The sequence below is a fragment of the Blautia sp. BIOML-A1 genome (genome assembly GCF_009883055.1).
GTDB lineage: Bacteria > Bacillota > Clostridia > Lachnospirales > Lachnospiraceae > Blautia_A.
Genome location: NZ_WWVR01000043.1, coordinates 1 through 19,702, shown reverse-complemented (window position 1 = coordinate 19,702; position 19,702 = coordinate 1). Strand labels below are relative to the sequence as shown.

Genomic DNA, 19,702 nt, shown 5'->3' with positions numbered 1-19,702 from the left:
TTCACTTTATTGATCATAGCGACTGCATACTGTTACCATGATTGGGTACAGGTTGCATTCCTGTTTTCGCTGAGTGTTATTCTGTATCTGATCCTTTTTGCAGGAGTGTTCGTAGATACTGTACTGGACATGACAAGAGAACGTATTATTGATTTTATTATATCGTGAGGAGAATATGAAAATGAGTGAAAACAATGATTATATTCAGTTACCACCACTAAAAAAAGACACACCATCTGATGTGGTAGCATTTATGTGGAAGTACATGAAAGTACCGGAGAATTCAAGAGAAAAAGTTAAGAATCTGCTTAAAGATGCAAATGAAAATGGAGTAAAATTAAGTCATCAGGCACCAACCCTGTATGATGTTGTCCCAAAAGAAGAAATTACTGAATTTGAAGAGCTTATACGCAAAACCATAGCTGACATTGTATCAGAAGCCAGTAGCATTGCCTGTTGGGTGTATGTGCAGAAATATGTGAAACAGAAAACTCTTGACGAAATGCTACAAGAATTGCCAGGAGCAGGCCAGTTTATCATTGTCATGGATACCTGGTTCGAAAGACTGATGGCGGAATAATGGATGCTATGATAGAATAAAGAAAACGATTTGAAGTGCAAATCGGAATTTGATGAAGAAGCAAAAATGTATGCATGGGCACCGTTGGGATGTGGTAATTATGCCCCTAACTTTTTTGGGACTTCTGTGCCGGAGGTGGTGGAAGTAAGAGAAAATCCAGATGGTACGGTTACATTAACGGTAAATGCAGTATGCGACATGGTTATCTGTGATGATGCTCTTATTACGCATGATTTAACAGTGAAATTCAAAGAAGATGGGAGTTTTCAATATTTAGGGAATGAAATCCGGAAAGAGGATAGAAACAATGTCCCGGAATATCAGTATCGTGTGAAGGGAGAAATCAAGAATGGTAGTTGAAGAATTTCATGATCAGAAAATTATATATCACTTAAATATAGACGAAGAAGTAAACAATATTTTAATGCATCTTAGTTCGTTAAAAACTATAAAGACTAATAGAGTAATCAAAGGTACAACTTTGGTGGGTGCTTTTTATATCTTTTCTTTAGCATTTTATTCATACTTGTTTCATATATTATTTGCATGGATATTTTTATTGTTAAGTATTGGATTTGCTGCAATAGGTTTAAGTGTAGAAAAATTACAAAAAGTATTTATGAGAGCAATCATAAATAAAGAAAAACAGAAAATGAATAATGAGCGAAAATATGTGTTTTCAAAAGAAGGTGTGGATATAGTCACACAGGCTGGAGCTACACATAATTATTGGAGTTCATTTGTTAATAAGGGAGAGATTGAAAATCATATTTATTTGGTTCGTAAAGACAATAAAGTTATATTGATCAATAAAAATGTTCTATCTGAAAATGAATTACTGTTGCTTAGAAGTTTTATTCAAGATATAGAAACAGAACAGTTAGAAACGGAAAATAAAATGTCTTTTAAAATGAAGGCATTGGTGGTTGTTACGATGATTACTATTATTGTTTCATTGATATATACTGGCATTAAAATCGGATATCCTTTATCAAATGGAGAGATTTTTCGTTTATGGTTTATAAGAACAGTTCCTATCATACAATTTTTAATTCTACAATGTTTGAATATTATATGGACGTGTGTTTTGTCTAGGACAATAAAGAAGAACAAAAAGAAATCTTTATTGAAAAGAATTTTTTTATGGGCAGTCGGAATAATTGTAGTGCTAACAATGGCATTGGGGATATTTGTGACCATGTTAAATGAAGATTCAGAACATTATAATAGTAATGGAACCGTGATAGTTAAAACTCCTGTGTGGTTAGATAAACCATCGTATAGACTGTATAAAGAAGAAAATATTCTGGTTCTTCGGTTCTTAAGAAATGCAGATGGAATAGATGATATAAATGCTTCAACTACACAGCAGGAATATATAGATAAATATATAGCTAATGCTGTCCCAGACTTCAAAATCTCCCTCATGATGGCAGGAAGGGCAGGTTACCTTTTCTATATGATGTTTTGACATAAATAATCCCCCTTTCAGTGAGATAAATCTATAGTTTTCTTATTGTAGAATACACTTATCCTTTATTATTTTGCCAGGAAATTACTCTGAATCTCCATCGGCATATGATAAGCCTGGCCTCGTTTTGTCAGGCTGTATAATTTAAAGCTCATGAGTTCCGGAGTCGCATTCAATGAACTGCAGAGTCCGAAATAATCCAGGTCTTCGTTCTGAACCATCTCTTCAATGTCTTCATCTTCAATCAGCAGATCGGCAGCAAACAGATTGGCCTGATATTCTGTATTATCCGTCATATTGTAGAGGGTATCATCTTGCATCGGAGCCATTTTCAGCTGGGAACGATGCAGAATGATATGCCCTAATTCATGGGCGGCAACAATCATCTTTTCTTCTTCTGAAAGGAAACTACTGATCATGACATAGATCGTCTTGCAGCTCATAAAACAATATCCTTTCAGTGTCTTATATCTGGAAGTTTCCCCGACAACAATGTTCATCTGATCCATGATCTCAAATGGATCTCGGGTTCCATATTTCTTGATTAATTTCTTTGTTTCTGTATATATGTAAGTGTTTCTCAAATAAATCACCTCAAAAGTAAAAAATAAAAGGGCAGAAATATCCTTGTAACTATAAGGTAACAGATTAGGTGTACAATAATCCCGCCTTCTATTATTTTTCCTCTTGGTTTTTCAGATATTTTTTCGGTGTAAATTTCTTTGCACGTCTTTTGGAATCCAGATAAAGGCTCTGGATCTCATCCATAAAAGCTATTTTATCTTCGTCTGTCAGTGATCCACCGGCAAACATAGCTGCAGCCTGTTCCAGAATCTGCTGAGCCTGTCTGGCACCACGGTTACCAAACTGTTCGGATGCTTCTGTGATAAAAGCTTCATTCTCACTCATGAGATAAGAAACGTCACACTGTAATGCATCTGCCAGTTTCTGATACAGAACATTTTGTTTTGGAAAACGTCCTTCTACTTCCCAGGATCGAATAGTCCTATATGAAACACCAACCATACTGGCCAGTTCCTGCTGACTCATCTTTTTTTCTTTTCTTAATGATCTTACTTTTTCACCGAATGTCATAAACATACCTCTTTCTAAGCCCTGTCTTATAAGTTTCATTAGCCGCTTCAAGGCAAAACGGGAAATGTGTTTCCTTAAAAATAAAAATTAATCTTGACAAAGGGAAATATCTCTCCTATAATGTGAATTACAGATAAGGGAAACATCTTTCCTATAAGATACACAATATTTCCTCTTTTGTCAATGGATATGTGAAATGAATTTCCTGTATTTTGAAGAAAACAGGAAGGATAGACAGTCATTGATAGTCAAAATGGGATACATGTTACAAAAAGAGGAAAGACGTATGGGAGGTGGCAATGTGAGTCAGGATCGGACTTCTATTATCTGTATTGATCTAAAGTCCTTTTATGCTTCTGTGGAATGCGTAGAACGTGGGCTGGATCCGTTTAAAGCAAACCTGGTTGTTGCAGATCCGACCAGATCAAAGTCAACAATCTGTCTGGCAATCACTCCGGCAATGAAGGCTCTTGGCATCAAGAACCGATGTCGGATCCATGAGATACCGGATTGTGTGAAGTACATTACAGCTATGCCAAGGATGCAGCTGTACATGGATTATTCCGCAAAGATCTATGGAATCTATCTGCGGTATGTTTCAAAAGAAGATATCCATGTGTACAGTGTCGATGAATGTTTTATTGATGTGACCAATTATCTGCAGTTTTATCATCTCACTGCAAAAGAAATGGCGGTAAAGCTTATACAGGCGGTCATGGAGGAAACGGGTATCACCGCAACTGCAGGAGTGGGAACCAATCTGTATCTTGCTAAGATCGCAATGGATATCGTAGCAAAGCATGTGGATGACCATATTGGAATCCTGGATGAATTCTCTTACAGAGAGCAGCTATGGAATCATAAACCATTAAGTGACTTCTGGAGGATTGGATCCCGGACTGAAAAAAAACTGGCCGGTTACGGGATTCATACGATGGGCGATATCGCAATGGCTTCTTTAAGATCCGAAGACTGGCTGTATAAGATGTTTGGGATTGATGCAGAGCTGTTGATTGATCATGCATGGGGCTATGAAACATGCCGGATGAGCGACATCAAGAACTATCATTCGGAGGAACACAGCCTTTCAAATGGCCAGGTGCTGATGCGAAACTATTCTTTCGAAGAAGCACTTGTGATCGTAAGGGAAATGACAGACAACCTGATCCTGGATCTGTTTGAAAAGGGACTGGTGACAAGTTCTATCACCTTATGGATCGCATACGACCACAGGTATGAACATGAGGCATCCAAAGGAACTGTAAAACTCGAAAGAGGGAGTAACAGTTCCAAAAAGATCATAGATGCAGTGGAAGATTTATATCTCAGGATTGCGGACAGATATACCGGAATCCGAAGAATCGAGGTGTGTGCGAACAGGGTTGCTCCTGAAAGTTATGTGCAGTACAGCCTGTTTGATGATCCTAAACAGACCGATAAGGAACGGCATTTACAGGAAGCAGTATTGAATGTAAAGCAGCGTTATGGAAAGAATGCGATCATGCGGGGATCCAACCTGCTAGAGTGTTCTACTTATAGAGAACGCAACGAACAGATTGGCGGTCACCGTGCTTAGAGGAGGTGCAAAAAGTGCTGGCAAGTGCATATCAACCGTATTTATATTTACCAAGACCGGTTTCCAGGAGACATCCCATGGATGTAGGACGCAGGGCAAAACAGTTTGCTCCATTTGCGGCACTTCGCGGACTGGATGAAACGATCCGGCAACAGGAAATCATTTACGAACCAAAAAGAGATTTATCTGAGGAAAAGAAAAATGAGTTGGATATGAAATTAAGGATCCTGGCATATGGAATGAAGATACAGGCAACTTATTTTCAAAAGTCATGGAAGAATCCATTAATTGGTCAGTACCATACATTATCTGGAACCGTAGAATTTTTTGATCCATCAGTCCACTTACGGATTGATGATACCGAGATTCAGATCCAGGACATCTGTGATCTGACTGGTGATGTATTTGAAACTATTGAAATATCATGTTAATTAATCACAGCGGAATTTTTTATACCGGAAAGAGTGAGTGGTAGCTGGTGAAAGGATAAAAAAGGATGCACAGATCGACAAAGCAGATCTGATCAGAATAGAAATCGTGCTGTTCGTGTAGCTTTGGCACTTACGGAATGGATGGCATGATGCTCATAAGGCGGATTTGATTTCCCTTTGGTCCGTTGAGTAATAAATGGAGAAATATCTTATTGCTTAAAGGAGGAAGCCTATATGGGATCAGGTGCTATTAAATGGCATGTACACTGCTCTGTATGTGGAGCATTTATTGAAAAGAGCGCACAAAGCGATTCAGAAGTGGAGTGCAAAAAATGTCGCAGTACATTGGAGATATTTGTAAAGGATGATATGGTGTCGGTTCGTCCGATCCACATCAGAGATGAACAATTAAAGTCCAGGATGCGGACGTATTCCCAAAAGATGATGAATCAGGGATCATAACAGAATAGAATGAGCTGTCTGTAGTAAGCGTTGGATTTGGCAGGAACCATCAAGAACGCACCAGACAGCAAGAGTTTGTCAAGGAGCTGAACCTGACTGGAATCACTAAGAGCCCGGCAAAACATTTACGGATACACTGCAAGATCAGAAGTATTTTCTGATTTTGGAGATTGTTGAAGTATTTGTTTTGTCGGGCTTTTTTGACGTATTTCGACAAATTTTAAATTTTTTTGTCGTACCCCACTGTAAAACAGGCTCTCAGCGTTTCGTTATATAGAGGTTGAATTCTTTTTTGCAAAAATAATTGTAAATAGAGATTTTGATAACATGACGCAAAGGAGGAAGCAAAGATGACTGAAATCGAATACCAGGAATTTGTAAGGCATTGTCCTTACGATGCTATGGGCGATTATTCCATGTTTCGCAAAGAGCAAACAAAGAATAAATCAGAAGATGCACATAGCAACTGAATAAGCCAGGCAATCTGGCAAACTTAATCTAAACGCAGATACATGCGTTACAAAGGAGTCACGGACTCCCGTTCAAAAAAAACGGGTGAGTTCGTGATCTCTTGTGCTGCAGTTCTTTATGTCTGTGCAGGAATTTTATAAAAGATGGAATGGACCACCCGGAGCCGAAAGGCAGAAAGGTGGTCTTTATGTTGACATTAAAAGAACTGAAAAAAATCGTGAAAGTTGCTGATGTGGAGAAGAGAATCCCAAGCGTGAAATCCTTGAAGGAACACAAAGTTGTAGTAAAGGAAATGATCAATGCAGATACAACAATCTCTGTTTATGATCACGGATATGTACTTTATACAGCAGGAAATCAATCAACCGTATTTCCACTTCATAGTTGTGATGACTATGAATATGTGAGTGTAACTGGTGATAACAAGGAATTCAATAAAGAGTTCTTTGATAATGAAAACTGGTATATCCGTCTGCTGATGGAGGCTGAAGACCGTATGGCATACAGCCAGAGCAAAATCAGCACCAATCATGGTGTATTTTCTAACAGCGATGTTACAGATGATGCGGAGATTATGAGAGGATCTTCAAAAGATTTTGTTGACGATGTTATCGACAGAGAAATTCTGAACGCTTTGATCAAAGAGTTAACAGAGAGACAAAAGACGGTACTCAATCTGGTTTATTTCGAGGAAATGCGTCAGCAGGATGTTGCAGATTATCTGGGAATCAAACAGCAGAGTGTAAATGACCTCCTGAACAGGGCATTAAAAACGATGAAAAAAAAGGCGGAAAACGAAGAATTTTAAAAAAATTTCAAAAAAATTGAATCAGACCACTGTAAAACAGGCTCTCAGCGTTTCGTTATATGAAGGGTTTGCATAGAACACCTTCATGTACCTTGAAAAATGAATAGCCTGCCCGGAGTGATATTCGGTTTGAACATGCATAGAGCGAAAAGCTGCGTGTCTGCCAGAAGAAAACGTATCAGAGATGGAAACTGATATAGGAACGGATTCGGGAAAGAAAACAGGAAAACGCTTAAATCTTAAATCAAAATAAAATGTCTGAATCTGAAAAGAGGATGACAGTAGAAATCATGTGGCGGTATTTGTGATAAACAGGTACCGCCATATATTTGTGCTGTTATCTCAGCTTGTGCTGACTGTCCCAAATAGCGCAAATTTCAGGAAAGGAGGCGATCATCTTCGTATAAAAGATAATACGCAGACACGAACAGATAACGGAAGAACTGAAAGCAACGGATATGATGAGATGGATAGGATTGATGAATAACATTCGAGCCTGTGCCGATGAGATTGTATTGAATGATATTGTGTATTCCTAACGGATACCAACCGAAGAAGAACTGCTGTCAAACCGATGGCAGTTTTTCTTTTTCGGCAAGTATTCAAGAAGTCATTAAGTCGTGAGTATAATCGAAGTGGTAGAAAAGTTATCTCTTATATCGGTTGTAACTTTTTTATGACTCTATTGACAAGAAAACTTGGTATGTGTATAATTAAAATATGCAAAGAAAACTTGGCATGGAGGTGTTTTTATGAAAAAGGACGAAATCTTAAATGCAAGCAGAAAAGAACATCGCAATAAGGACTTGGCTGAAATGGAAGTGGTATATCAAGCCGGAAGTCACGCAAGCAGAGTTGGTGCTTTAGTGTGTTGTTTGCTTTCGCTGTTATCTTCTGTGCTTGCTCATACTATGATTTACAGTCCGTGGGTTATATACTTCAGCATTATTGCAACACAATGGTTAGTTCGTTTTATCAAAATGAAGCGAAAGAGCGATTTGGTCTTGACTGTTCTGTTTTTTGTGTTTTCCATTTTGGCATTTGTTGGATTTGTTAGCCATCTTTTAGAGGTGAGAATATGAAAGAACAATTACAACTGAAAAATCACTTAAAGGAAGTTCGCACAGAAGCAAATCTTTCTCAAGCTCAGCTTGCAGAAATGGTAGGGGTATCAAGAAATACCATTAGTTCTATTGAAACAGGACAGTTTAATCCAACTGCAAAATTGGCTCTAATTCTTTGTATTGCATTGGACAAAAAATTTGAGGAACTATTTTATTTTTAGGAGGTCATTATGGAAAATATTATAATGTTGATTTTGGGAGTGTTCATATCTGTTGTGGGAATTGTAAATATCAAAGGCAATATCAGCACAATTCACTCTTATAACAGGCGAAAAGTAAAGGAAGAAGATATACCAAAGTATGGAAAAACAGTCGGCACAGGAACGCTGATTATAGGAATATCTCTTGTATTAGGTTTTATTGTTTCGTTTTGGAGTGAAATAATTATAGATTATATCATTCTTCCAGCAGTTATTGTTGGATTAGGCTTTATATTGTATGGACAGTTCAAATACAATAAAGGAATTTTTTAAGAATCAGGGAGGTATAAAGATGGAATTGAACACAATATCAGGACTGGCGATAGCGGGAGTTATCTGCTCCGTTGTCCTCTCGATGGGGGTACCGATTGCTTTGTTCATTGCAGGAAGGGTGAAGCTTAAGGCAAGGATTTCTTCGTTCTTTATCGGAGCAGGAACCTATCTGCTGTTTGCCATGCTGTTGGAGCAGCTGCTACATGTTCTTGTCATTCAGTTCTGCGGACTGAACGCACAGAGCAGGCCATGGCTTTACTATGTGTACGCGGCTTTGGCTGCAGCGGTTTTTGAAGAGACTGGAAGACTGATTGCCATGAAGTTCTGGATGAAGAAATGGCTGGATTTTCCAAATGCACTGATGTATGGAATCGGGCATGGCGGTGTGGAGGCCATTCTGCTCGGAGGACTCTCCGGAATCAGCAATCTTGTGTCCATGCTGATGATCAACAGCGGAGCCATGCAGAATACGCTGGCGGCACTTCCTGCTGAGTCTGCAAACCAGACCGTGTCACAGCTGTCGGCCCTATGGACAACACCGGCACCACTCTTTTTTGTAAGCGGAATCGAAAGAATCAGTGCCATCATTCTGCATATCGGGTTGTCACTGCTGATCTACCGGGCGGTAAAGGCAGGCAAATGTAGGACAGCGGCTTTTACAGCGGTTCTTGCATATGGGATTCATTTTATCGTGGACTTCTTTGCCGTGGCAGGTCCGGCGCTTCTTCCCATCTATGTGATTGAAATTGGTGTCTTTGTGATGGCAGCCGGAACTCTTGTTATGGCGCTGAAGATGGGAAGGATGGAAGAACTGTGAATTCCAGTTTTCTGCTATCATAAAACAGAATATATCTGACAGAACGCACCGTAGAAATACGGTGTTTTTTGTTACCCAATAGGAATACTTTCAGAAAGTGCCAAAGTTGGAAAAAAGAATTAAATATGATTTCATGGAATGGAGCTGCAGAAAAATATGATATTCGTGACTGGGCACCAGAACATGAAAAAATGGGAAAAGGAATTACTTTATCTCAAGAAGAGGCAGAAGCTCTGTATGAGTTACTGGGTAAAACTCTATAAAAATAGTTGTAATTAAATAAGCCTTGAGAAAATCAAGGTGTGTGCGAGGGGATGGCTTAACTACAACGGAATTGCAAGTATGAAGAACAACATAGATGACATCAATGGATGGCTCTATCACAGAATACGTATGTGTATATGGAAACAGTGGAAGAAACCGAGGACGAAATATAAGAATCTAGTCAAACTGGGAATTCCAGAACACTATGCGGCAACAATAGCAAACAGTCGCAGAAAGTATTGGTATATCAGTAATAACAAAGCTGTGATTTGGGCGTTGAATAAAGAAAGACTGATAAACAGTGGCTTTTACGATTTAGCCACAGCCTATCAGTCTGTGCACGTCAACTATTGAAATCGCCGTGTACCGAACGGTACGCACGGTGGTGTGAGAGGACGGCGGTTAGTCACCGCCTCCTACTCGATTTTTTGGTTGGCTACAAGTATTGACTGAGTGATCATAGGGAGATAGATGGTTAATTTTTTTACAGAATAGGTTGGGATTTTGACTTTGCAGTCAGGGTGTATTGCATGGGGAGAAAATGCATGTTTATAATAAAAATAAAATGCATTTTCAGGAGGCAAAAATGGAGAATTTAAAGTTTTATGTAGATCAGAATGCGCCAAAAACCAGATTTGATCATTATTGGGAAAAATGTGTAGGATCATGCCATGCGTATACTGCATTGCGTGAAGATTACAGAATGATGCTGAGAAAAGCAAAGAAGGATCTGGGATTTCAGTATGTACGTTTTCATGGAATCTTCAATGATCAGATGAGTGTGGTCAGGGAGGTAGAACCAGGAAAGTACGAATATAATTTTGTCAATATTGATAACATCCTTGATTTTTTATTAAGCATTGATATGAAACCGTTTTTGGAACTGAGTTTTATGCCGACGCCATTTGCATCAGGAGATCAGACTTGTTTCTATTATAAAGGAAATGTCACCATGCCGAAGAGTTTCGAATTATGGGATGGATTAATTGTTGAGCTGCTTAAGCACCTGGAAAGCAGATATGGAATAGAAGAAATGGAAAAATGGTTTTTTGAGGTGTGGAATGAGCCGGATCTGGATTTCTTTTTCGCAGGAAGCCAGGAAGATTATTTTCTATTATATGAGCATACAGCCAGGGCAGTAAAAAGTGCAGGGAAAAATCTGAAAGTAGGCGGACCGGCCACTGCCAACAATGAATGGATTCCGGATCTGATCAGCTACTGTGAGAAAAATTCAGTACCACTTGATTTCATTTCTACACATCATTATCCTTCAGATGATCCGAACTGGAATGCGGACATGCATCTGGACAATTTCTTCGGAGAAGAAGTCAGCTTAAACAGCGAAGAAATAGACCGCAGGGGTCTGTTGACCAAGATGGTACGTATTGCAAAGCATGAAGCTGGAAATCTTCCATTATATTATACAGAATGGAACACTTCAGCCAATGAAGGTGATGAATTCCATGATACACCTTACAGCTCTGCACTGGTGACCAAAACTCTCATTGACAATTATGGATATGTAGAAGCATATTCTTTCTGGACATTTTCTGATATTTTTGAAGAGCATGGACAGGTTTCGGGAGAATTCAGAGGAGGATTCGGACTGCAGACCATTCATGGTATTCCGAAGCCTGTATATCGCGCTTTTGAATTGATGCATGAATTGGGAGAAGAGAGGCTTCCGAAAGTGGAAGAACAGGGACATGTGGGTATCTGCCCGGTTATGGATGAAGAAGGCAGACTTGCAATTCTGGCTTATAATCAGGAGATGATCGGCAAACCGATATCACAGGAAAAAGTAGAGATTCATATTAAAAATGCATCAGGAACAAAAGCAGTGATCCAGAGAATCGATGACACTCACGCAAATGCGAAAAAACAATGGGAGGAAATGGGATGCCCAACTTATCCGCTTCCGGTTGAGGTGCAAAAATTAAAAGAAGCTTCCGAGTTGAAAACAGAGGAATTATCTGTTAAGGTAGAGGGAGAAGAAGTGGTGCTGGAGTTTGAGCTTCCGGTATATGGAGTTGCATTGATAAAATTGATGTAAAAAGAAAAAGAGGTGGATGCATGAAGGGTTTGAAAAAGATGAAAATAAAGACAAAAATATGGGGATTGTTTCTTGCCTGTATTTTATTGTCATCTGTCATTTCCATAGGAACAGTGGTATACAGCAATCAGAAATTTAATCTGAAACATATCGGTGAAATGACAACGCAGACTCTTCATGCCATCGACAGCAATCTGGAACTGATGATCGATCATGTGAATCAGGATACCTATGCGGTGTTCTGGAGTAAAATGTTTCAGGACACACTGGAAGAAGTATCCAAAGGAAATCTGACAGTCAAGACCAGAACAGAACTGCAGGACTGCCTTACGAATATCATGCTGGCAGGAGATTATATTTCCTCTATTGTATTTTATGATAATATAGGAAATTCTTTTATGTGCAACAGAGAAGAGGTTGTTTTGAAGAAAGACATTTCTGTAGAAGATGCCTACTGGTATGAAAAGGCTATAAAAGAAGATGGAGACTGGATTTTCGAAACAAATGGCGGAGGGGTCGTCAGCTATAAAAGCAAAAACAGAAACATTCTGTCTATGATCCGTGTAATTAAGAAAAAAACGGATTATTCCAAACTGGGAATTCTCATGGTAAATATCGATGAGAAAACCATCCGTGAGATTTTTGACTCTGTTGGCGGAAATCTGCATTCCAACTTTTATGTACTGATGAATGACACCCTGATCTTCGGACCGGAGAAAAAAGAAAACTATGATGTAAGCAAAAATATTATCGGATCTTTGAAAGAAAATGAGACGAAGATTGTACGCAACGGTAAAAATCCCATGGTATATAAAAAAATTACGTCTATGATAGACGGCTGGACTATAGCCATAGAGACTCCGCTAAGCAGCTTTTCCAGAAGCATCAGTTATTCCGATACGATCATCGTACTGCTTGTTAATATAGGAATGCTGATCTTGTGCTGGCTTTTCATTTCCCGTACAGTGAGCAGACCAATCCAGAAAATGGAAGAACAGATGATGTATTCGAAAGCTATTCCTGAGAATATGGAAGTGGATGAAGAGTGTGAGGATGAGATTACCAATCTGAAACGGACATATAATAATCTGCTGAATTCAATCAGGGAATTGCTGGAAAGAACCAAGGAAGAAGAGAAGATTATCCGGAAAAATGAACTGGATCTTATTCTGGAACAGATCAATCCGCATTTTCTTTATAATACTCTGGATGTGATCAGCGGACTTACTTTGATCGGGGACCAGGATAAAAGTTTCCAGATGACACAGGCATTGGGGAGATTTTACAGAAACAGTCTGAACAGAGGCAGCCAGATGATTCCTGTAAGAGAGGAACTGGATATCGTAAAAAGTTATATGACGATCATTAACATCAGATATGAAAATGAAATCAGTATTCGATACCAGGTAGATGAAAAGCTGATGGATACATTGATGTTGAAGCTGATCCTGCAGCCATTGGTAGAGAATGCAGTTCATCATGGCCTGCGTCAGAAAGAGGGAAAGGGAGAACTTCAGATTACTATGAGGATGGTGGACAACAGAATGATGGAAGTTTCGATAAAAGATAATGGCGTTGGAATTTCTGAAGAAAAAGTCAGACTGATATTGGAAGGTGAATATAAAAATTCAAAGTCAGGATTTGGAATTTACAGTGTGAAACAGAGAGTCGAATTATTTTATGGGGTTGAGGATGCAGTATCTATATCCAGTCAGCCGGGAAGAGGAACAGAAGTTTCAGTACGGTTTCCATATAAAGAAGAATATTATAATGTAAATGGGTAATACAAAGAAGAGGCATGATCATGGAGAAGGACATTATTAACATACTGATAGTAGATGACGAAAAATATGAAGGCATATTAATAGAAAAATGTGTTAACTGGGAATCTGAAGGGTTTCACATTATCGGCAATGTACAATGTGCAGAAGATGCTCTGAAACTTATGGAAAAACAGGTCCCTGATATTGTATATACAGATATTAATATGCCAAGAATAGATGGATTGGAATTAAGCAGACGGATCCGTGATACATATCCAGCAGTTCGCATTGTGATCGTCACCGGGTATCGGGAGTTTGAATATGCCAGAGAGGCTATCCATATAGGGGTGGAAGAATTTCTGCTAAAACCGATCCAGTCAGATGAACTTCTGGCGGCGGCAATGAAACTGCGGGAACAGATTCTGAAGAAACGGGAACAGCAGTCTAAAGATGTGGAAATTTATCCGGTCCTCTGTCAGGAACTGCTTCGAAGGATAGTTACCGGATACATTAAATCTGAAGAAGCTGTGGAAAAGCTTTCTGAATATCAGATTCAGCTGTGGAAAAATAATGGAGTCCGGGGAGTTTTGCTTATTATGAATCTGGAAGATCACGACATGCTGCTGAAACTCCTAGAAATTATGAATAAAACCATAGGTGAAAAAAAGTACGGATATTTTTTCCTGGAGAAAAACAAGATATTCTTTGTCATAGAAGAAACTCCGGAGATTAAAGATCTGCTTGGAACTGCATTTGAACAGATAACCGAACTGGGTAAAGACGGCATGGTAGCTGCATCAGTCAGCAGTTATTATGGAAAAATAGATGACAGCCCGAAAATTCTCTCAGAATGTGAAGAAGCCCTGGTAGATACTATGCGGGATGAGAGAAAAACTTTGATCTTCTATGAGGATTATATCGAATATATGCAGCAGATCAGTCATTCATATCCTGTAAATTTTGACAGATACAGGATTGCAGTAAAAAGTGGTGACCAGGAGGAGGCAGTTGCATTTATTGATCATTATCTGGAACAGTATATTTTCGACGGTCCGTTAATGATCTCACAGCTTCGCAACCTGGGAGTACTGATCTTCCACAATACCATTTCTGTATTGAAGGAAAGTAATAAACATTTTGATAATGAGGAACAGGTAAAAATTCTGGAGAATATTTCAGGTATTAATACGCTGCAGGAATTTTGCAGGACATTATATACTCTGATTGAAGAAACAATACAGACTGTTTCGCAGAACGTGGGAGGAAATACAGTTGCACAGAAGGCTCAGGAATATATTGAGCAGAATCTTGACAGAGAGAAACTGTCACTGAATCTGATCGCTTCGAATCTTTTTGTAAATTCCAGTTATTTCAGTCGTATTTTCAAACAGACAACAGGTGAGAGCATTACAAAATATATTATGAGAAAACGAGTGGAAAAAAGTATGGAACTTTTTGACAATACGGATCTGAAGGTGTATGAGGTAGCAGCGGCAGTTGGGATGCCGGATGCTCATTATTTCGGAACTTCCTTTAAAAAATATACGGGAAAAACAGTAAATGAATATAAAAGTAAAAATCGCACCCTTTCAGGTAAATAATCTGAATTGAGAAAACTCCTCCTGGATTTTATAATATCAGCATAACAATAAGTTACACAGACAGGGATCATAAAGGAGGAAAAAAGGGAATGAACAAATGGAAAAAGTTTACAGCAGCCTGCATGGGTGCGGCAATGGTTGGAACAACTGCATTTGGATCTTCGACAGTTTTTGCAGATGATACAGTGACACTGGATGTATGGCATCAGTTTACTGATCCGGAAAGCGCACAGACATCGGCATTTGAAGCAGCAGTAAAAGAATATGAAAAAGAACATGACAATATTAAAATCAAACTTCATGGTCTGGATACAGAGTCCTATAAAACAAAAATCTCTACAGAGTTCGCAAGCAGTGCTTCCGGTGTAGATGTATTTTATTACTGGGCACCGGGAAAACTGAAATTGTTTACAGATGCCGATAAGGTATTACCGTTAAATGATTATGTAACAGATGACATTAAGAGCAAAATTAAAGAAGGTTCTACAAGCAACTTTGAACTGGATGGAAATTTATATGGTCTTCCTATCGACAGTTATATGATGTGTCTTTTCTGCAATAAAGATTTATTTGATGAAGCGGGAGTAGAAATTCCAAAGACATATGATGAACTGCTCACAGCGGGTGAAGCTCTTGAAAAACTGGACGGAGTAACACCACTGGCAGTTGGTGCAAAAGATGCATGGCTTGCAGGTGCACTGTATGAGTCACTTGCACTGAGAGAAGTAGGCGCTTCTGAAGTACAGTCCACACTTCTTGGAGAAAAAGAGTTTACAAATGATGGATTTAAGAAAGCAGCAGAAGATGTTGTAGAATTATATGATAAAGGAATCTTAGGAAAGAGTCCGCTGGAAGATGGTGAAGCAGAAGCAACAGCAGATTTCCTTAATGGAAAAGTTGCAATGCAGCTTGACGGAAGCTGGTTTGCTGGAACAATCGATAATGCAGAAGACAGTTCTGTAAAAAATGTAGAAGTAATTACATTCCCTGTAGTTTCAGATAAGCAGGATGCTACTGATTATGCAGGTGGAGCAGGTGCATCTTTCTTTGTAAACAAAAATACAGATACTCCGAAAGAATCTGCTGATTTTGCAATGTATATCTCTGAAAAAATGGGTGAACAGGCTCTGGAACTTGGTACAGGATTCCCATGCTGGAATACAGAAATCGACACAGATAAGGTTTCTCCTACATTTGTAAAATTAATGGATCTGTATGATGGAGTAAAAACAGGTGTACAGAACTGGGATGGCATTTTAGGTGCAAATGCGGCAGCTGTTCATCTGGAACAGGCTCAGTCTTTACTCTCAGGAAGTGCTGATGTAGACAGTTTCATGTCTGCACATCAGGAAGCAATCAGCACGCAGGAATAAAACTATGAAAAAACTTTTAAGTAATAAATGGTATGTTACTGTTTTCGTTGCACCAGGTCTCATTTTATTTCTGGTAATGGCAGTTATCCCGTTATTCACTACCGGATATTATGGACTGTTCAATTATGATGGAATTGGACAAAAAGTTTTTATAGGGTTAAAGAATTACAAAGAACTGTTTACAACGGACCCATATTTCAAGCGAGCCGTTTTGAACTCCTTTATTCTGGCAGCAGGCTCTTTGTTTATTCAGATTCCGATTGCATTATTTCTGGCTATTGTTCTGGCAAATAGAGTTAAGGGCGAAGGTTTTTACAGAACAGTATTCTTTCTCCCTGTTGTAATCTCCAGTATGGTAATCGGACAGCTCTGGTGTAAGATCTTCAACAGCGAAGGTCTCTTAAATGCAATCCTGGGTGCACTGGGAATGGCAAATGATACAGCATGGCTGGTAAATCCAAAGACAGCTTATATGACAACCGTTATCCCTGCAATCTGGCAGAGTATTGGATATCATATGGTAATTCTTTATGCGGGAGTTAAAAATATTTCACCGGAATATTATGAAGCGGCAAAGCTGGATGGCGCTACAGGATTTAAGGCAGCAACAAAGATTACAATTCCACTGTTAATGCCGACGATAAAAGTCTGTGCTACCTTTGCACTTGTCGGCTCTCTGCGAGTATTTGACCTGGTATATGTTATGACCGGTGGCGGTCCTAACCATGTCAGTGAGGTTCCGGCAACATTGATGTATGATAATCTGTTTGTAAAATGTCGTTATGGTTATGGAAGTGCTCAGGCGTTCTTTATCGTATTTGAGTGTCTGCTGTTCAGTTTCCTGCTCAACCTCATTTTTAAGAAGTCAGAAGAAAATGCATCAATGATTTGAGAGGAGCAGCAGATGAAGATCAGTGCAATGAAAATAAAAAAGACATTAATATATCTGTTTCTGGCAGTATTTACCTTTATCCAGATATTTCCTTTTTACTGGCTGGTTACATTTTCCTTCAAAAGTAATACGGAAATATTTGATTCCAATAATTTGGTAGGTTTGCCGAAAGTATGGCATCTGGAAAACTTTTCTAAGGCTCTTATGGGAGGCGAAATTTTACGATACCTGTTAAACTCTGTTTTTTATGCAGCAGTGACAGTTGTTGTTTCAACACTTCTGGCATCAATGGTTGCTTATGCGATCAACAGAATGTACTGGAAAGCCAAAGGTATCGTAGCGGCAATTTTCAGCCTGGGAATCATGATTCCTGTACAGGCAACTTTGCTTCCGCTGTTCCAGGGACTGGATCGTCTGGGAATCAGAGGAGGATATCTGGGACTGATGCTTCCATATATTACATTTGCAATGCCAATGACGGTTATGATATTAGGTGGCTTTTTCAAAGCTCTGCCAAGAGAGATTGAAGAAGCAGCATGTATAGATGGATGTAATATTTTCAATATGTTTTTCAAAATTATCCTTCCTATGATAAGACCCGGAATTGCTACGTCCTGTATTTTTGCTTTTCTGAATACATGGAATGAACTTTTATTTGCAAATACATTTGTAGACGATGCCAAATATAAGACACTTCCTGTAGGAATTATGTCTTTCGTAGGAGAACATTCAACAAACTGGGGAATTATCGGAGCCGGTATGGTAATTGCCACATTGCCAACAGTATTGATATATTTATTACTGAGCAAACAGGTTCAGGAAAGCTTCACAGTTGGAGCTGTAAAAGGTTAAGACAAGGGGAACTGCATACGCAGTTCCCCTCAGACTGTAGACAAACTTGGTGTTGGGGATTATGCCCAGCACCATTTTTCTTTTAAAACTTCTTTTCTTTTTATTTTCTTCAAAATCAACAAAAATCTGACTGTGTTCCAACCTCGTTTTTCCAGGATCTTTGCCAGTTTTTTCAAATTCATGCATGCAAAGGTAAGCCCGGCATTCATTTCCATCCGTGCTTTTCCTACATACTGTGTATATCGAAATCCATGCTGTTCTTTCGCTGTACCGAAGATCCGCTCTATGGTTTCTTTTCTTAACTGGTAGATCTGTCTGTTTCCGATCGTGTGCCGAATGTCTTCTACCACTTCCATATATTCTTCCCATACATGACGTGTGATCAGTTTTACATGATCCTTACTTTCTGTGCATTTTGAAAGACATTGGCATTCAGCACAATGTTCACCGCAGCTTTTATACTCTTTATATCCACTTCTGTTTGTTGTACTGTATGTCAATATATGTGCTCCCGGACATATATAACAATCATTGTATTTATCATATGCGAATTCGTGTTTTCCGAAAAAGCCTTTTTTGGTCTTGGGACGGTTATACGGAAAAAGTGGTTGAATTCCATCTTCCAACAGCCGATGGGCGATTGCCGGAGTTTTATATCCTGCATCTGCAACTACCATCTGCGGATTCAGTTTAGATATCTTATCGTATAATGCTTTAAAAGTACGACTGTCATGCTCATTACCAGGATGTACTGTATATCCAAGGATCCAGCCATGTTTATCACAAGCAGTTTCTACTGCATATGCAAAAACGTGTTTATGTTCACCCTTTCGAAACCATCCACTTTCCGGATCGCTGATGCTGCATTTTTGTGTTTTCACATCTTCAGGAAGTTCTTCAGATATAGAATCCTTATCATTTCCGGTTCCACCGGATGCAGGTGGCTGGTTATCATCTTTTTTCTTTAATGGCTTTTTTCCATGTGCCAGACGATCTTTTTCAATCTCTTTATTTAATTCCTCTTCATACCAGAGAGCCTGTTCGTGTGCAACCCGCTTACGCATTTTTTTACTGTTTGCACAGGCTTTTACATGTGTTGCATCCACGAAGATCTGTTCTGTATTTACAAGCTTATATTTCATACAATCTTCCAGAATCTTTGAAAAGATCTGCTCAAAAAGGTCTGTATCTTTGAAACGGCGGGTATAATTCTTTCCAAATGTAAGGATAGAAAAAGCTAAGAAAACAAAGTCAAAGAAGTTTAAAAAGAGGACTTCTTAGCAGAAAATGAAAGGAGGATATTATGGAGAAAAAAATGACATTTAATTATTTTTACGGTACCGAAGCTGATCAGTTCAGTTTCTACCGCATACCAAAAGCATTATTTACAGACAGTTACTTTAAAGATTTATCAAGCGATGCTAAAATTTTATATGGACTGATGTTGGATCGAATGTCTCTTTCCATCAAGAATCAGTGGTTTGACGACAAAGACAGAGCATATATCTATTTTTCCATCGAAGATATCATGGAATTACTGAACTGTGGAAGAAATAAAGCCATCAAATCCATGAGAGAACTGGATGACGAAACAGG

Annotated in this window: 21 protein-coding genes and 3 pseudogenes; 21 read left to right on the top strand and 3 right to left on the bottom strand. The window is 38.8% G+C overall.

Translation table 11 applies throughout. The annotated features are described in order from the left end of the window. The first annotated feature begins 175 nt into the window (after positions 1–175). Genes GT674_RS14820 through GT674_RS17165 form a run of 3 tightly spaced genes read left to right on the top strand, consistent with a single transcriptional unit; the run spans position 176 to position 2,051 of the window. Positions 176–580 (top strand): hypothetical protein, encoded by a 405-nt coding sequence (locus GT674_RS14820; RefSeq protein ID WP_118279352.1) that lies wholly within the window; start codon positions 176–178, stop codon positions 578–580. Positions 581–610: 30 nt separating this feature from the next. Beyond that, entirely contained in the window at positions 611–940 is a 330-nt protein-coding gene (locus GT674_RS14815) for a DUF6070 family protein (protein ID WP_106492073.1), read from the top strand. Further along, complete coding sequence (locus GT674_RS17165; protein WP_192926049.1) at positions 930–2,051, top strand: hypothetical protein; 1,122 nt, start codon at positions 930–932, stop codon at positions 2,049–2,051. Before GT674_RS14815 ends, GT674_RS17165 begins: the two co-directional genes overlap by 11 nt. 68 nt (positions 2,052–2,119) lie before the next feature. Here the strand turns inward: GT674_RS17165 and GT674_RS14810 are convergent, their stop codons facing one another. Then, positions 2,120–2,644 carry an ImmA/IrrE family metallo-endopeptidase gene (locus GT674_RS14810; RefSeq protein WP_226820974.1) on the bottom strand — a complete coding sequence of 175 codons (525 nt, stop codon included), beginning with the start codon at positions 2,642–2,644 and terminating at the stop codon, positions 2,120–2,122. Between the two features lie 82 nt (positions 2,645–2,726). Continuing rightward, positions 2,727–3,185, bottom strand: a complete 459-nt coding sequence (locus tag GT674_RS14805; RefSeq protein WP_005423558.1) for a helix-turn-helix domain-containing protein — start codon at positions 3,183–3,185, stop codon at positions 2,727–2,729. Positions 3,186–3,432: 247 nt separating this feature from the next. Between GT674_RS14805 and GT674_RS14800 the strand changes: the two genes are divergently transcribed. From GT674_RS14800 to GT674_RS14720, 17 genes and pseudogenes are all read left to right on the top strand, one after another. Further along, the gene (locus GT674_RS14800; RefSeq protein ID WP_330585610.1) at positions 3,433–4,722 is read left to right on the top strand and encodes a Y-family DNA polymerase; all 1,290 of its coding nucleotides are present in this window, start codon (positions 3,433–3,435) and stop codon (positions 4,720–4,722) included. A gap of 14 nt (positions 4,723–4,736) precedes the next feature. Then, positions 4,737–5,153 carry a hypothetical protein gene (locus GT674_RS14795; protein WP_226820972.1) on the top strand — a complete coding sequence of 139 codons (417 nt, stop codon included), beginning with the start codon at positions 4,737–4,739 and terminating at the stop codon, positions 5,151–5,153. A gap of 234 nt (positions 5,154–5,387) precedes the next feature. Next, a complete protein-coding gene (locus tag GT674_RS14790) occupies positions 5,388–5,615 on the top strand; it encodes a hypothetical protein (RefSeq protein WP_161286402.1) in 228 nt (75 codons plus the stop codon). A 619-nt stretch (positions 5,616–6,234) separates the two neighbouring features. Beyond that, positions 6,235–6,894, top strand: coding sequence for a sigma-70 family RNA polymerase sigma factor (locus GT674_RS14785; RefSeq protein ID WP_033126083.1), 660 nt, complete (start codon positions 6,235–6,237; stop codon positions 6,892–6,894). Positions 6,895–7,304: 410 nt separating this feature from the next. Then, positions 7,305–7,433, top strand: a complete 129-nt coding sequence (locus GT674_RS17970) for a TnpV protein (RefSeq protein WP_161286406.1) — start codon at positions 7,305–7,307, stop codon at positions 7,431–7,433. Positions 7,434–7,646: 213 nt separating this feature from the next. Next, the gene (locus GT674_RS14775; RefSeq protein ID WP_005349825.1) at positions 7,647–7,976 is read left to right on the top strand and encodes a DUF6442 family protein; all 330 of its coding nucleotides are present in this window, start codon (positions 7,647–7,649) and stop codon (positions 7,974–7,976) included. Next, on the top strand, positions 7,973–8,179 hold the full coding sequence (locus GT674_RS14770; protein WP_003865061.1) for a helix-turn-helix transcriptional regulator: 207 nt from the start codon (positions 7,973–7,975) through the stop codon (positions 8,177–8,179). The genes GT674_RS14775 and GT674_RS14770 overlap by 4 nt, the downstream gene beginning before the upstream one ends. A 9-nt stretch (positions 8,180–8,188) precedes the next feature. Then, the gene (locus tag GT674_RS14765) at positions 8,189–8,491 is read left to right on the top strand and encodes a hypothetical protein (RefSeq protein WP_008121271.1); all 303 of its coding nucleotides are present in this window, start codon (positions 8,189–8,191) and stop codon (positions 8,489–8,491) included. A 19-nt stretch (positions 8,492–8,510) separates the two neighbouring features. Beyond that, positions 8,511–9,308 (top strand): YhfC family intramembrane metalloprotease, encoded by a 798-nt coding sequence (locus tag GT674_RS14760; RefSeq protein WP_227159429.1) that lies wholly within the window; start codon positions 8,511–8,513, stop codon positions 9,306–9,308. Between the two features lie 78 nt (positions 9,309–9,386). Then, positions 9,387–9,571 (top strand): annotated as a pseudogene (locus GT674_RS18285) (YdbC family protein). A gap of 19 nt (positions 9,572–9,590) precedes the next feature. After that, positions 9,591–9,926 (top strand): annotated as a pseudogene (locus GT674_RS17960) (group II intron maturase-specific domain-containing protein); the annotation flags it as partial. Between the two features lie 232 nt (positions 9,927–10,158). Further along, positions 10,159–11,625: a GH39 family glycosyl hydrolase gene (locus GT674_RS14745; RefSeq protein ID WP_161286401.1), complete on the top strand. Its 1,467-nt coding sequence runs from the start codon at positions 10,159–10,161 to the stop codon at positions 11,623–11,625. 20 nt (positions 11,626–11,645) lie between these two features. Continuing rightward, positions 11,646–13,409 carry a cache domain-containing sensor histidine kinase gene (locus tag GT674_RS14740; RefSeq protein ID WP_161286399.1) on the top strand — a complete coding sequence of 588 codons (1,764 nt, stop codon included), beginning with the start codon at positions 11,646–11,648 and terminating at the stop codon, positions 13,407–13,409. Positions 13,410–13,429: 20 nt separating this feature from the next. Continuing rightward, complete coding sequence (locus GT674_RS14735) at positions 13,430–14,989, top strand: response regulator transcription factor (protein ID WP_161286397.1); 1,560 nt, start codon at positions 13,430–13,432, stop codon at positions 14,987–14,989. A gap of 89 nt (positions 14,990–15,078) precedes the next feature. Continuing rightward, a complete protein-coding gene (locus tag GT674_RS14730; RefSeq protein ID WP_243149149.1) occupies positions 15,079–16,362 on the top strand; it encodes an ABC transporter substrate-binding protein in 1,284 nt (427 codons plus the stop codon). Between the two features lie 4 nt (positions 16,363–16,366). Continuing rightward, positions 16,367–17,254, top strand: coding sequence for a carbohydrate ABC transporter permease (locus GT674_RS14725; RefSeq protein WP_161286395.1), 888 nt, complete (start codon positions 16,367–16,369; stop codon positions 17,252–17,254). Between the two features lie 12 nt (positions 17,255–17,266). After that, complete coding sequence (locus GT674_RS14720) at positions 17,267–18,106, top strand: carbohydrate ABC transporter permease (protein ID WP_161286393.1); 840 nt, start codon at positions 17,267–17,269, stop codon at positions 18,104–18,106. A 59-nt stretch (positions 18,107–18,165) separates the two neighbouring features. On the opposite strand, the pseudogene GT674_RS14715 reads toward GT674_RS14720, so the two are convergent. Further along, positions 18,166–19,329, bottom strand: a pseudogene (locus GT674_RS14715) (IS1182 family transposase); the annotation flags it as partial. 80 nt (positions 19,330–19,409) lie between these two features. On the opposite strand from GT674_RS14715, the gene GT674_RS14710 reads away from it, so the two are divergent. Then, a partial coding sequence (locus GT674_RS14710) for a replication initiator protein A (RefSeq protein ID WP_161286392.1) occupies positions 19,410–19,702 on the top strand: 293 nt, incomplete at its 3' end.

Coding starts and splice junctions, on each gene's coding strand:
- GT674_RS14820 (WP_118279352.1), top strand. CDS start 176: ATGAAAATGAGTGAAAACAATGATTATATTCAGTTACCACCACTAAAA.
- GT674_RS17165 (WP_192926049.1), top strand. CDS start 930: ATGGTAGTTGAAGAATTTCATGATCAGAAAATTATATATCACTTAAAT.
- GT674_RS14805 (WP_005423558.1), bottom strand. CDS start 3,185: ATGAAACTTATAAGACAGGGCTTAGAAAGAGGTATGTTTATGACATTC.
- GT674_RS14800 (WP_330585610.1), top strand. CDS start 3,433: ATGGGAGGTGGCAATGTGAGTCAGGATCGGACTTCTATTATCTGTATT.
- GT674_RS14790 (WP_161286402.1), top strand. CDS start 5,388: ATGGGATCAGGTGCTATTAAATGGCATGTACACTGCTCTGTATGTGGA.
- GT674_RS14785 (WP_033126083.1), top strand. CDS start 6,235: ATGGACCACCCGGAGCCGAAAGGCAGAAAGGTGGTCTTTATGTTGACA.
- GT674_RS14775 (WP_005349825.1), top strand. CDS start 7,647: ATGAAAAAGGACGAAATCTTAAATGCAAGCAGAAAAGAACATCGCAAT.
- GT674_RS14770 (WP_003865061.1), top strand. CDS start 7,973: ATGAAAGAACAATTACAACTGAAAAATCACTTAAAGGAAGTTCGCACA.
- GT674_RS14765 (WP_008121271.1), top strand. CDS start 8,189: ATGGAAAATATTATAATGTTGATTTTGGGAGTGTTCATATCTGTTGTG.
- GT674_RS14760 (WP_227159429.1), top strand. CDS start 8,511: ATGGAATTGAACACAATATCAGGACTGGCGATAGCGGGAGTTATCTGC.
- GT674_RS14745 (WP_161286401.1), top strand. CDS start 10,159: ATGGAGAATTTAAAGTTTTATGTAGATCAGAATGCGCCAAAAACCAGA.
- GT674_RS14740 (WP_161286399.1), top strand. CDS start 11,646: ATGAAGGGTTTGAAAAAGATGAAAATAAAGACAAAAATATGGGGATTG.
- GT674_RS14735 (WP_161286397.1), top strand. CDS start 13,430: ATGGAGAAGGACATTATTAACATACTGATAGTAGATGACGAAAAATAT.
- GT674_RS14730 (WP_243149149.1), top strand. CDS start 15,079: ATGAACAAATGGAAAAAGTTTACAGCAGCCTGCATGGGTGCGGCAATG.
- GT674_RS14725 (WP_161286395.1), top strand. CDS start 16,367: ATGAAAAAACTTTTAAGTAATAAATGGTATGTTACTGTTTTCGTTGCA.
- GT674_RS14720 (WP_161286393.1), top strand. CDS start 17,267: ATGAAGATCAGTGCAATGAAAATAAAAAAGACATTAATATATCTGTTT.